This window comes from Pseudomonas sp. AC016, from assembly GCF_979253365.1.
Window position 1 is genome coordinate 5,200,912 of the sequence record NZ_CEEDCC010000001.1, and the last position, 13,994, is coordinate 5,214,905.

General features: G+C 60.4%; 7 protein-coding genes. 4 read left to right on the forward strand and 3 right to left on the reverse strand.

The genetic code is table 11. The annotated features are described in order from the left end of the window. Nucleotides 1-54: 54 nt before the first annotated feature. The 4 genes from AC0IXS_RS23515 to AC0IXS_RS23530 all read left to right on the forward strand — a co-directional run bounded on the left by AC0IXS_RS23515 (nt 55) and on the right by AC0IXS_RS23530 (nt 4,393). Entirely contained in the window at nt 55-696 is a 642-nt protein-coding gene (locus AC0IXS_RS23515) for a nicotinamidase (protein WP_004882888.1), read from the forward strand. A 16-nt stretch (nt 697-712) separates the two neighbouring features. Beyond that, nucleotides 713-1,918 (forward strand): nicotinate phosphoribosyltransferase, encoded by a 1,206-nt coding sequence (pncB, locus tag AC0IXS_RS23520; protein ID WP_122428990.1) that lies wholly within the window; start codon nt 713-715, stop codon nt 1,916-1,918. A 7-nt stretch (nt 1,919-1,925) separates the two neighbouring features. Continuing rightward, nucleotides 1,926-2,762: an ammonia-dependent NAD(+) synthetase gene (gene nadE, locus AC0IXS_RS23525; protein ID WP_122671021.1), complete on the forward strand. Its 837-nt coding sequence runs from the start codon at nt 1,926-1,928 to the stop codon at nt 2,760-2,762. 359 nt (nt 2,763-3,121) lie between these two features. Beyond that, the gene (locus AC0IXS_RS23530; RefSeq protein WP_471825815.1) at nt 3,122-4,393 is read left to right on the forward strand and encodes an aspartate carbamoyltransferase; all 1,272 of its coding nucleotides are present in this window, start codon (nt 3,122-3,124) and stop codon (nt 4,391-4,393) included. 33 nt (nt 4,394-4,426) lie between these two features. Here AC0IXS_RS23530 and AC0IXS_RS23535 read toward each other — a convergent pair whose 3' ends face one another. The 3 genes from AC0IXS_RS23535 to eprS form a co-directional block, all read right to left on the reverse strand. Then, entirely contained in the window at nt 4,427-6,589 is a 2,163-nt protein-coding gene (locus AC0IXS_RS23535; protein WP_471825817.1) for a TonB-dependent siderophore receptor, read from the reverse strand. Between the two features lie 612 nt (nt 6,590-7,201). Continuing rightward, a complete protein-coding gene (locus tag AC0IXS_RS23540; protein WP_137202428.1) occupies nt 7,202-10,315 on the reverse strand; it encodes an autotransporter domain-containing protein in 3,114 nt (1,037 codons plus the stop codon). A 92-nt stretch (nt 10,316-10,407) separates the two neighbouring features. Beyond that, nucleotides 10,408-13,410, reverse strand: a complete 3,003-nt coding sequence (eprS, locus tag AC0IXS_RS23545; protein ID WP_471825819.1) for an autotransporter serine peptidase EprS — start codon at nt 13,408-13,410, stop codon at nt 10,408-10,410. Between the last annotated feature and the right edge of the window lie 584 nt (nt 13,411-13,994).

Sequence of the window (13,994 nt, forward strand, 5' to 3'; positions counted from 1 at the left end):
TGACCAAAAAGTACATCAGGTGTACTTTGTGGTCATGCAAACGAGGAACACACCATGAATGCCAACAAGATCAAGACTGCTTCGTTCGATGTCGATGCTCAAAAAAGCTTCACGCCGTTGTGCCCTGACGAGCTGCCCGTCAGCGGGGGCGATCAGATTGGTGAGGCGCTCAACTTCATGGCGACCCTTGCCCGTCTGCGTCTGGGCAGCAAGGATGCCCACGCGGTGAATGCACCCTGGATCGTTGAAACCCATGAAGGCATGCTCCAGCCAACCGGACTGAAGCACGCCGACCTGACCTGGGTGAGCCACTGCATACCGGGCACCGAAGGCTTCAAGTTGCTGGATGTGTTGCCTCAACCGCTCGAATACGATTACTTCGTCTGGAAGGGCGTAGAGCCGGATCTGCATCCTTACGGAGCGGTTTGGCATGATCTGGATGAAAAACTGTCTACAGGCGTTATCGAATACCTGAAAGCCAACGGCATCGAGCGCGTGATCGTGGGCGGCCTTGCGCTGGACTTCTGCGTCAAGACCACCGCCCTGCAGTTGGCCAGAGCCGGATTTGTCGTGGTGCTTTATGTGCCTGCCTGCCGGGGCATCAGCGAAGAGGGTTCGCTGGCGGCGCTGGCCGAGATGGCGCAAGCCGGCATTCTGATTGCCAATAATCCGCAAGAATTGACCGAACTGGCCTGAGGCCTGGGAGACAGACATGGAAAGTGTTTACGACTTCAGCAAACCGATTGTTCGTTCGCCGACTGACGACGACATGTACAAGCTGTCGATGGGGCAGGCGATCTATCACGCCTATCCCAGCGCCGATACCGAATGGGCGCTGCGGGTTCGCTCTCAGGACGATCTGACGCCGTACATCAACGAAATCCGCGAGGCAGTCGATCAGCTTCAGGAGCTGGAAAGCAGTCAGGACATGCTGCGTCATCTGCGTGGCATTCCTTACATCAGCACCGACTACATCGACTATCTGGAGGACTTCCGCCTCAAGCCGCGCTTCGTGAAAGTCGGAGAGAAAGACGGTCAGCTGGAAATCCGTGCGCGCGGTCCGTGGGTTGGCGTATCGCCGTTCGAGGTCAAGATTCTGGCCATCGTCAGCGAGATCCGTAACCGCCATGTCTACCCGGATCTGTCTCTGGAGCAGGTGCGTGAAAGTCTCTACAAGAAATTCGACTGGTTGAAAGTCAACGCCACTACAGAAGAGCTGGCGGCGTTCAAGGTGGCTGACTTCGGTACGCGTCGCAGGATTTCCTACCTGGCGCAGGAAGAGGTCGTACGCACCATGATGCGCGACTTTCCCGGTGAGTTCGTCGGCACCAGCAACATTCAACTGGCCCGCGAATTCAATATCCGCGCAGTAGGCACACAGGCTCACGAATGGTTTCAGGCGCACCAGCAACTGGGGCCGCGTCTGGTCGACAGCCAGAAGGCGGCGCTGGATGGCTGGATCAAAGAGTATCGCGGTGATCCGGGGCTGACCCTGGCCGACTGCATCAATCAGGACGCCTTCCTGCGCGATTTCGATTCGTACTACGCCAAGCTGTTCGACGGCTGCCGTCACGACTCGGGTGATCCGCTGGTGTGGGGCGACCGCATGATCGCGCACTACGAATCACTGCGCATCGACCCGCAGACCAAGACGCTGATCTTCAGCGACGGCCTGAATCTGGGCGACAAGGCGCTGCGGATCCTGCGTCACTTCCGGGGGCGCATCAACGTTTCGTTCGGCATCGGCACCGACCTCACCAACGGTGTCGAGGGCGTGAAGCCGCTGAGCATCGTGATGAAAATGGTCAACTGCCAAGGTCAGCCCGTGGCGAAGATTTCCGATGCGCCGGGCAAGAGCCAGTGCGAATCGCCAGAGTTTCTGTCGTACCTCAAGCAGGTTTTTCAGGTCAAGGAGTGAGGACATCATGAATACGCAAACCATTCTGCAAACCGAGATCCAGTCAGCCCTTGGCATTGACCGAGGCATCAACGACGCTGACAGCGCAAGCGCCGAAATCGCCCGACGTATTGGCTTTATCAAAGGCGTGCTGCTCAAGTCCGGTGCGAAAGCGCTGGTGCTGGGCATCAGTGGCGGGGTGGATTCCTCGACCACCGGACGCCTTTGTCAGCTCGCCGTCAACGAACTGAAAGCAGCTGGGCACGCAGTAAAGTTCGTCGCCGTGCGGCTGCCTTACAAGACTCAGGCCGATGAACACGATGCTCAGGCGGCGCTCGGTTTCATCCAGCCAGACCTGATCACCAGCGTGAACATCGCTGGTGCGGTCGACAGCGTGATGGGCGAAATATCTATCGAAGGTCTGGAGCCGAGCCCGGAGCTCACCGACTTCGCCAAGGGCAACGTCAAGGCCCGCACCCGGATGCTGGCGCAGTATGCGATTGCCAACTTCGTTGGAGGCCTGGTGGTCGGGACCGACCACGCCGCTGAAGCCGTGATGGGGTTCTTCACCAAGTTCGGCGACGGCGCCTGCGACCTGGCACCGCTGAGTGGCCTCACCAAAGGACAGGTCCGTCTGATCGCAGGCGCACTGGGTGCTCCGGCCCACCTCGTCAGCAAAGCCCCGACCGCCGATCTTGAAGACCTGGCCCCAGGCAAGCTGGACGAAGTGGCCTACGGCTGCACCTACGACGACATCGACAACTACCTGCTGGGCAAGGACGTGTCGGCGTCGGCTGCGGCGATCATCGAAGCGGCTTACCGCAAGACCGCCCACAAACGTGAATTGCCGATCTCTCCTGTCTGAGGTCTTGCGCTGATCACCGATCCATCTGCGTCGCCAATCAGTTTGAGGTGATCGTTCCTCACGCTCTGCGTGGGAATGCCTCTCGGGACGCTCCGCGTCCAGCGTGCTCAAAGCTGCCAGCTAACCATCTGCGTCGCCAGTTCCAATTGGGACGCAGAGCGTCCCGGGCTGCATGCCCACTCGGAGCGTGGGCATGATCAGTTTGAGGTGATCGTTCCTCACGCTCCGCGTGGGAATGCCTCTTGGGACGCTCCGCGTCCAGCGTACTCAACGCTTCCGACTATATGCGCATGTACGCTTGATTTGTGTCTGAAAGGAGCTGAGCATACGCAGCGTGTATATCCGGATCGGTCTTCCTCATGTCCCAGCAAGTCTTCCTTCGCGACGCCATGCGTCGTCTCAATTTCACCCGCGACGGGCTCGCCCAGCGTCTTGGTGTCTCACGCCGTGCGCTGGACAGTTGGCTGCTGCCTGACGAGTCCGCCGAAATGCGCAAGATGCCGGACATCGCGCAACGCTTTGTTCTGGAGATTCTGAAGGGCGGTGCAGTTGCCTCGCAGCATGCAGACTCGCGGCCGCACGGCAATGAGGAAGTTGCCCGGCATCTGCTCTCGGTCGAGACCTACACCCGAGAGTCGGTGGAGGAACTGCTGCGTATCGCCGACATGATGCAACCGGTGGCCCGCCGCCAGAAAACCACTCGCGTGCTCGAAGGTGCTGTGCTGGCGAATCTGTTTTTCGAGGCCAGCACTCGCACACGACTGAGTTTCGCCTCGGCGTTCGCCAGGTTGGGTGGGTCGGTGTGCGATACCACCGGATTCACTTTTTCATCGATGGCCAAAGGCGAGTCTGTCGCCGACACCAGCCGCGTCATCAGCGGCTACGCCGACATCATCGTCGTGCGCCATCCCGAACTGGGCGCGGTCGCCGAGTTCGCCGAAGCCACTCACGTTCCGGTGGTCAACGCGGGCGATGGTCCGGGCGAACATCCGAGCCAGGCACTGCTGGACCTCTACACCATTCAACGCGAATTTTCACGGCTCGACAAACTGGTCGATGGCGCACATATCGCCTTCGTCGGTGACCTGAAATACGGGCGAACCGTGCACTCGTTGAGCAAGCTACTGGCGCTCTATCGCAACCTGACTTTCACGCTGGTCTCGCCCACTGCGTTGGCTCTGCCTGAGCATCTGGTGCAATACCTGACGGACAAGGGGCATCGCGTCGAGCAGACCCAGGATCTGACCAACGGCTTGAAAGGTGCCGACGTGGTTTACGCGACGCGCATTCAGAAAGAGCGTTTCGCCGAACAGGAAACGCTGGAAGGTTACAGCGCTGACTTTCAGGTCAATCAGGCGCTGGTCAACGCGGTGTGCGGTGCCAATACCCTGATCATGCACCCGCTGCCGAGGGACTCCCGCCCCGATGCCAATGATCTGAGCACCGACCTGAATCTCGACTCACGGCTGGCCATCTTCAAGCAGACAGACAACGGCATTGCCGTACGCATGGCGATCTTTGCGTCGCTGCTGGGGGTTGAAGATCAGGTCCAGCGGTCACTGCGTGATGTGGGGTGGCGTGTCCCGATTTATCTGGGGCCGGATGAGGTGGTGCCTTATCGCGAGCAGTGATGGGCCATCCATGGCCGCCCGGAACAGGGTGAATCAGAACGTGTATTTGGCCGTCAACGTGAAGTTGCGCGGATCGCCATAGGTGTCGGTTGAACCCCACACCGAACTGGTACCAATCGCCGCGTAGTAGACCCGGTCGAACACGTTGTTGGCGTTCAGTTGCAGGTCCAGATGCTTGTTGACCTGATAACCGGCCATCAGGTCGGCGACGGCGTAGCTGCCCTGTTCCAGACGATAGCTGCCGTCGGTGAGGGCGATGTCGTTGTACATGCGGCTCTGCCAGTAGACGTTGCCACCCACGCGCAGTTTTTCCAGTGGGCCTTGAAAGCGGTACATCGTCGACACCTTTAACAGGTGTTCAGGCGTATCGGTGTCGAAGCGCTGGTGCTTGTTCGCCGGATCGGCATCCTTCATGTAATGGGCGCGGGTGAAGGTGTAGCCAGCGCCCACCTGCCAGTTCTCGGTCAGTGCGCCCTGCAGCTCCATGTCGATACCCTGGCTGCGCACCAGGCCTGACGCGTCGTAGCAGGTGAGCACCGGGCAGCCAGCCTGAGTCGAGGTCTGGGTTCCGAGATTGGTCTGGTCAGTGCGGAACACCGCGAGGCTGGCGTTGAGGGCGCCGTTGAAGTACTCGCCCTTGATGCCGACTTCATAGTTCTCGCCGACGACGGGCTTGAGCTGCGCACCGGACAGGTCCTGGTAACTCTGCGGCTGGAAGATGTCGGTGTAGCTGGCATACACCGAGTAGGTGTCGTCCAGTTTGTAGATCAGGCCACCATAACGCGTCACGTTTTTGGTGACCTTGTAGTCGCCATCGCCGGTGCGATCATCGTAGTCGTACCAGTCGAGGCGCCCGCCGAGAATCATCGTCAATGGATCGGCCAGACTCAGACGTGTGGTGAGGTAGACGCCTTCCTGAGTGGCGACGCTGTGCAGGTTGCCGTCACGTACGAAGTTCGGCTTCGGCGCGGCAATCGGCAGGCCAGTGTCGTAGGGGCTGTATTCCTTGCTGTCCTTGTCATAGACGCGCCGACTGGTGCCAACGACCAGTTCGTGGGTGCGGCCCAGTGCCTGGAAGGGGCCGCTGGCGAAGGCATCGAAGGCGGTCTGTTTTTCTTCGGGGCGCGACTGATACGCCGTGGTCTCCAGCGGGCCGTTGTAGCGCGACAGGTAGGTGCCCGAGAACAGGGCGTCCAGTGAAGAGGCAGTGCCCGCCAGATGCAGTTTCCAGTCGTTGTCGAAGCGATGTTCCAGTTCGGCGAAGACCGTATCGATCTGCAGCTTCTTCTTTTCCCAGTCGGAGCCGGGGTAGGTGGAGCGGGGCAGGTCCAGGTGGTGACCATCGGTGCCTAGCGGCAGGCCGCCCCAGAAGAAGTTGGTCTCGTCTTCCTGACGCGAATAGCCCAGCGTGGCGGTCGTGGCGTCGCTTAGATCAGCTTCGACCACGCCGTAAAACAGGCCGTGATCACTCTCTTCCTTGTCGCGAAAGCTGTTGGCGTCCTGATAGGAACCTACCACGCGGCCGCGCAGGGTGCCGCTGTCGTTCAGCTTGCTCGACGCATCGAACTCGCCGCGATAGTTGTCCCAGGTTCCGGCACTGCCGGTGAGCGTGACCTGTGGCTCTGCCGTCGGACGCTTGCGCACCATGTTGATGGCTGCCGACGGGTTGCCAGCGCCGGTGATCAGACCGGTGGCGCCGCGAATCACTTCGACGCGGTCGAACATCGCCAGATTCGGCTGTACGCCTGCCGTGAAGCCTGAGTACGAGGCGGGGATGCCGTCGTACATGATGTTGTCGATGTCGAAGCCGCGGGACGTGTAGGTCTGTCGGCCCGGTCCGCTGGCCTGGCTGAGGAACAGACCGGGCGTATTTCTGACCACGTCGTTGACGCTGGTCATGGCCTGGTCGTCCATGCGCTGGCGGGTGATGACCGTCACTGCTTGTGGCGTTTCGCGCATGCTCAGGGGCAGTTTGGTAGCGGTCTGCATGACACCGGTGGTGTAAGAGCCGGAGCCTTCCGTGGTCGTGCCCAGACGGTCATCGCTGATTTCGGTAGCGCCGAGTTCCAGCGTGCCGGTCGCTTGTTCGGGTTGAGGCTCTGCGGCGAAAACGCCATGACAGGTTGCTATCCCGATGCCGATGGCCAACAGGCATGGCGTGAAACGAAAACGGCTTTGCAGTTGCTGGCCCGACATGACCTGACACTCCCTGAACGCCTTCCGTGGCTGCATGATAATGTTGATAAGAACGATTCGCGTTAGTGTGACAGATTGTTTCTGTGGGAAAAAGCCTACGCGGACAAATACTTAACAAAATTTTCACATCTTGGGGTGGGCGAATAATCAGGGCAGGCGGGTGTTTCGAAAAGGAGGGAGGTAATGAGCAGCGGGTAAAATTCAGAGTGTGTGATGCATAGGCTGAGTTATCGCGGGTCATGGGAGGCGCCACGACCTCACCGTCGTAGCGCTATCGCGTGGCAAACACCGGACCGTGGGAGGCGGCTTGCCGGCGATGCAGTCGACGCGGTTTGTCAGAACAATCGCGTCATCGTTCATCGCCGGCAAGCCGCCTCTTATCAAACAACCTGTAACTTACTGAAGAAAAGCGATTTTTGTAGGAGCGCGCTTGCCCGCGATGGGTTCTTAAAGACAGAAAATCAGCGACTGACATGACGCAATCGCGGGCAAGCGCGCTCCTACGGTCCGTGTTTGCTGCGCGACAGCGCTACGTCGAAGAGGTCGTGGCGCCTCCCACGGAGGTAGCGTTGTTTCACACCCTCATGATGTGCTTCATGAGCCAGGCATCAATCAGAACTGCCAGTCCAGCGACAAGCCCACGCCATGAGTCTTGTCACGCGAACCCAGCAGGCCGTTGTAGTCCAGATTGACCCGTGCATCCTTGCCCAGCGCAAGACTTGCGCGCGCACCGACGACCGCGGCGTCACGGTCCATCGAAACGCTTTGCACCGCGAAGGTGTTCACGCCACTGGCGAATGACAGATGTTGATCGGACGAGGTGTCGCTCAGGTTGTGCTGCCAGCCCAGCGTTGCCGAAACGTCCAGCTTCTGCGTGTCGTTGAGGTTGAAGCGGTTGCCTGCGCGTACACCCAGCGTGGACAGTACGGTGTCGCGCGTATCGTCACCGCCCTTGAGCGCAGTTGCGCCGCCTTTCTCGGTGAAGCTGTCGCTGTCCAGGTGTACATAAGCCAGGTTGGCGAACGGCTCCAGGGCCAGCGGTTGCAGGTTCAGACGATACGCCGCTTCGGTGAAGACCTGACTGGATTGCGCGTCACGCTTGACCTTCTGACGGTCCGAGAACGGACCGAATTGCAAATCACGCTTCACGTCGATGCGGTGCCAGCTGTGAGACGCGCCCGCTGTCAGACGCATTGCACCCTGTTCGTGCCCGATATAGGCGCCCAGATGGTAGCTGTCAGCCGATGCCCGCGAATGGGTGTCATCGCCCAGGCTCAACGACGTATCGCTGTAACCGGCCATCGCGCCCAGTCGCGTGTGCTCGCTGATCAGACCGTCGACACCCGCGAGCAAGCCGCCCAGCGATGACGTCGAACTGGCGCCGTCGCTGCTGCCGCTGTTCTTGCCCCAGGCGCCCAGCGCCTTGACCCAGACATTGTTGTCATCGCTGCCCGGTGCCGGCTGGTCGTACAGGCCCGCGACCCGCAGACGATCACCCACGGCATCGCGCAACTGACGACTGTCATTGATCAGTTGGGTCGCGATGGCCGGATGCACTTCACCCGACAGCTGCGTGAAAGCGCGAAGCGCTGTGCTTGTGTCAGGGCTCAACGCCACGCTCTCATACACCGCGTTACCGGCGCCCAATTGCTCGATGGCCGAGGCAACGCTGCGCTGATTGGACGTCTGTGCCACGCTGGCGAAGCTGTTGCCGTTACGCTCGACGGCCAGGGTGATCCCCGTGCCGGTATAGGCCAGGTTTCCGCTCAGAAACGCAGTGTTGGTCAGGACCGAACCAAACTGACCCTGAACGCCTCCCGCTGCTTGCAGCACATCGAACGGCCGGTTGAGGATGCTGTTGGTCTGGCTGCTGCTTAACAGTGACGGATCGGTTTCCAGTGCCAATGCCATGGTTGCACCGGTGACCGTAGCCTGACCGCCGACCATGAGTCGGTCGCTGCCAGCCGGGGACAGTTCCACCGCGTAGGTGGAGCCCGGTGCCAACAGCAGATCGCCCGCGACTCGCAGCGTGCCGATCGAGTTGCCCGGTGCGACCGTGCCGCCACGATTTGCGGTCAGTGCGCCGACGCTGCCATTGCCGCCCAGTATGCCGCTGTCATTGACGGTCACCGCCGATGCCAGCGAGCCGTTGATGGCCAGGCGACCCTGATTGACCAGCGTTGGCCCGCTGTAGGTGTTGGCGCCGGTCAGCATCAGCGTACCAATACCTTGTTTGGTCAGGCCGCCATGTCCGGAAATATCGTTGCTCCAGACATCCAGCCCGCATTGCGGTCCGCTGCAGGTGCGCTGGGTGGGTTTGCCTGCATCGACCACGGCACCGACGCCGGGAAGATCGACGACGAACTGACTGTCGCCGTAAGCGCCGTCGATACGGAATTCGGCTGGAATATCCGCCTCGGTCACCAGCATGCTCGGGCCGTTGACTGCCTTGCCCAGGTTGATCATGCCCCAACCGTACAGCGCGTCGATGCCCGGCGCGCCGAGGTCGGTGGCGGTGGTTTTCAGTACGTCGGCCACCTGTGCGCCGGTCATGTAAGGGAAGCGCTCCATCAACACGGCGATGCTGCCCGCCACATGCGGGGCTGCCATGGAGGTGCCGTTCTTGTTGGCCCAATCGGTGGTCAGGTTTTCAAGGCTGTTGCCGTTGATCACCGAACTGAAAATGCGCGTGCCCGGTGCCGAGACGCAGAAGCTGGCGGTGTACCCGCAGCGTGACGAGAAGGTGCTGAGCGTATAGGGCGTACTCGCCGCAGCGGCGGCGTTCGGGTTCACCTGCAGCGCTGCGACCGTCAACCAGTTCGGCGCGATCTCCGGCACGAAGTAGCCAAGCCCGGCCATGGCGTCGGGGTTGTTCAGGTTGTAATCGTTGCCCGCTGCGAAGATCGTCACCACGCCGCTGCGTGCTGCATCGATTGCGCCCTGATAGGCGCCGCCCGGACGCGTGCCGAGGATCTGACGGATCTGGTCGAACTGCAGTTGTGCGTCCTGCACAGTGAAATGTGGAAACGCGGGATCCTTTCCACCCTGGTCGAAGCGGTCAGTAATGCCGATGCCCCAGCTGTTGTTGATCACACGAGCGCCGCTGGCGACCAGAGCATTCCAGCCGGCCTGATAGACCGCGCCATCGTTGCCGAGCACGATGCCGTCCTCGGGGCCCGGGTCGCCATTGTCGGCGCTGATGATCTGTGCGTTGAAGGCTACGCCATGCATGGGCCCGCCATCGCGGCTGCCGCCCGCGATCCCGCCGACGTGCGTGCCGTGGTTACCCAGCTTGCCTCCGGAGTCCAGGGTCGGTGCGCCGTCGTAGCGAAACGCATCGCCAGCCTTCACCGGAATATACGGGTCGGTGTATTCGCGGATGCCGCTGGTGACCAGATTGATGACCTTGCCGGTGCCTGAGAACTCCGGGTGAGCGGCGTACACCGGCTGGTCGAAAATGCCCAGCTTGATGTCCTTGCCGGTGTAGCCCGCCGCATAGGCCTGATCGGCATTGATGGCTCCCAGTCCCCAGTCTGCGTTGAATTCGGCACTGCGCCAGCTGGCGGCATTGCCGGATTGTCCGGCCTCCACGTAAGGCGCAGCCTGCGCAATGCTCATGGTCGCGAGGTAGACCGCCAGTGCGCCGCACGAGGCGCGATTGATCGCTCTGATGGACTGACGAAGAGAATTGACAGAGGCCTGTCGGGTGATAAACGCATCGTTCATGAAACTACCGTCCTTAGTTGACGCACACAAAACCCCGCGCGCATACATGGGCATGCGCGTTGTTCTTTTTTGAAGCGAGAGGCGTTACAGCATCAGAACTGCCAGTTGAGGCTCAGCCCGACACCGTGGTTTTTTTCGCGACTGGCCAGTTGGCCGCTGTAATCCAGACTCACCCGGGCGTCCTTGCTCAACGCCAGACTGGCGTGGGCGCCGACCAGTGCAGCATCGCGCACCAGCGGTGAGCTTTCGACACCGAAGCTTGCGCCGCCGGACGCGAACGCCAAGTGTTGCTGCGAGTCGGTGTCGCTCAGGTTGTGCTGCCAGCCGAGGCTGCCCGACAGCTCGAGTTTCTGCTGGTCAGTGAGGGAGATGGTTTTCAAGGCGCGTGCGCCGAGGGTACTCAGCACGGCATCGCGTTTATCGCGGCCTGCCGACAAGGCTGCTGCGTCGCCTTTTTCGGTGAAGCCGTCAGTGGCCAGATGCACGTAGGCAAGGTTGGCGAAGGGTTCAATCGTCACTGGCTGCAAGCGGACGCGATACGCAGCTTCGGTGAACACCTGCGCAGTCTCTGCATCGTGTTTTGTCTTCTCACTGCCACTTGCGCCGCCGACCTGAACATCACGCTTGGCATCGATACGGTGCCAGCTGTAAGCGCTGCCCAGTGTCAGACGCAGCGCGCCGATTTCATGGCCGACATAAGCGCCCAGATGGTAGCTGTCGACCGAGGCACGTGAATGTGTGCCCGAACCCATGTTCAGCGAGCTGTCGCTATAGCCTGCGACCAGACCCAGACGAGTGTCGTCGGCCACGTTTCCATCGACACCGGCCAGCAGGCCGCCAATAGACGTCGTATAGCCAGCGGTGTCATCGCTTGAATCGGTCTTGCCCCAGGCGCCCAGCGCCTTGAGCCATACATTGTCCTGCGCCGGGGTGTTGCCGTCAGTGCCGAACACGCTGGCGTTCAGACGCTCGCCAACCGCGTCACGCACCTGGCGGCTGTCGTTGATCAGCACCGTGGCGATCGCCGGGTAAATCTCGCCGGACAACTGCTGGAAGCTGTTGCGTGCCGACGCGGCAGTGGGGGAGAGCAGCAGGTTTTCGTAAACGGCGTTTCCGGCGCCCAGTTGCTCGGCAGCCTTGGCAACGGCGGCCTGATTGGGCGTCTGCGCAACGCTGTCGAACGCGGCGGTGCGTTCGATATTCAGAGCGATGCCGGTGGCGGCGTAATCGAGTCGGCCACCCAGAAACGCATAGCTGGACGACACACTGCCAAACTGGCCGCTGACGCCGTTGGCAGCCTGCAACACATTGAACTGACGACCTTCCAGCGTTTGGCCGGAGGTGGCGCTCAGAGCGATGGGCGTTTCATCCAGCGCCAGCGTCATGTTGGCGCCTGACACATTCGCACTGTCGGTGGCAACGATACGGTCGCTGGCTGTCGGCGAAAGCTCGACCGCGTAAGTCGATCCCGGCTCGAAAACCACGTCGCCGTTGACCTGCAAGGTGCCGATGGAATTACCCGGCGCAACGCTGCCGCCGTTGCGAGCCGTCAGCTCGCCGATTTGACCGTTACCCCCCAGTGTGCCGCCAGCATTGACCTGCACGGCAGAGGTCAGCGAGCCGTTGACTGACAGCAGTCCGTCATTGACCAGCGTGTCACCCCGATACGTGTTGGCACCGTCGAGAATCAGCCGGCCCGCGCCGGACTTGATCAGGCTGCCCTGGTACTGGCGCTGTGCAGCGGCGGCCGCCCGTGCGGTGCCGACCGCATAATCGGTCTGGTCCTGCTGACTGGCCGTGCTGGCCACGCCGTTCTGCCAGCCTTTACTGACCAGCGTCTGTTGCCATGTGGCTTGCTCGGTGCGGTCTTCGGCCTGACGCTGGATCAGCGCCTGATCGGAAATGTTGTTGCTCCAGGTATCGGTCTGGCCTGCGCCCAGCGTTGCATCGAAGGTGCCGAGCAACTGACCCGGCCCGCGCATGGCCCGCTCCAGATTAGCCACGCCCCAGCCCACGTTGCCGTTGGGTGCCTGGGTGACCGAACCGTCCAGTTGGGTCGCCGTGGTCAACAGCACCTGCAGCGCCTGCTCGTTGTTCATGTAGGGGAAGCGTTCCATCACCAGCGCGAGCGCACCTGTGGCGTGCGGCGCAGACATCGACGTACCGGACTTGATCCCGTAACCACCGCCGGGCACGGTACCGTTGATCAGGCGTCCGGGTGTGGTGATGCACCAGTATTTGGAGATGCCGCACTGGTTGTAACGTTGACCGTTGGTGTCGTCCAGGCCCGACACGGCGAGCCAGTGACCTTCCAGATCAGGTTGAAAATACGGCAGCGACGCCCGCACGCTGGCATTGGCATAACCGCTGTTGCCTGCGCTGAACACATTGATCACGCCCTTGCGCGAGACGTTGGCTGCTTCGTCGAGCCAAGTGCCGCGGTTGTAGTGCTGGGCATAGGCGGCGCGCATGCCATCGTAGGTGGCGTAGGTCACGTCAGAGGGCTGGCTGCCCCAGCTGTTGTTGATAGCGCGTACACCGGCATCGGCCAGCGCGCCATACACCGCTCGGAAATAAAGCGGGTCCGGGCTCGGGCCGAACAGAAAACTGTCGTTCTTGTTGGTGTTGCCGACGTAGACCTGCGCGTTGTAAGCCACGCCATGCACGCCGACGCCATCGCGGGCTGCGCCCATAGTGCCGGTCACGTGGGTGCCGTGTGTGTCGTTGTTCGGGTTGATGGCACCGGTAACGCTGAACGGCGAGCCATCGACATAGGTGCCGCTGGCGGTCACTGCATGAAAACGCGACGGACTGGCTTCAGGGTGGGAAGGATCGAAACCGGAGTCCAGCGCACCGATCTTCACGCCTGCGCCGGTGATGCCTGTGGCATATGCCTGTTCGGCCTGAATACGGCCAAGTCCCCAGTCGCTCTGGAACTCGGCAGACCGCCAACTGGCAGCATCGCCCAACCTGCCTTGTTCGACGTAGTCGGCGTAGGCAGAACAGCCAAACGTGAAGGAAAGTGCGCAAAGAGCGCCTGTTGCAGCAGGTTTAATAGAATAACGGACAGCACTGACGGCTTTCGACTTTCGCATCCATGCACACCTGTAAACTGATTAGCTCCCTATCGAGCGCCGTAAGAACATAGTCCGCACTTACTCGCTTGGCAACAGAATTGTTTCAGAATGGATACAAGTTTTTTATATATGAATAACGCATCATGGATTATTTTTTATCGTGATAGGCCCTTGAATTATTGAACGAATTTCCATGGCTCGGATCAGGTGGAGAGAGTGGGATGATGGCGTTTTAGTTGCATTTTATTCCCGTAACGCGTTCGCTGCATGTTTGCAGATCGAACAGGCGCTAATGCGGGTTTCCCGTATTTTGTCCTGTTGTTGGACAATATCGATGCAATGGTCTATGCGCTTTGCATAGACTGAAGTTCACAGAAAGACCGATGAGTTGAGCCGTTCCGAAGTGCCTGATCGATGTTTTGTGAAAGTGTATGAATCACGCGGTGTACAGGGCGTTTTGCCATCATTTTTCTGAACCGCTTAGTTCACTTAATCGCCACGCTTATGTCTGTTACCCATCTAACGGGTGATGTTGTGAAGACTTTCGAATTTGTCACTTTTTGTTTGCTTTCGCGTTTAAATCCATGGTTATTATCGCCAGC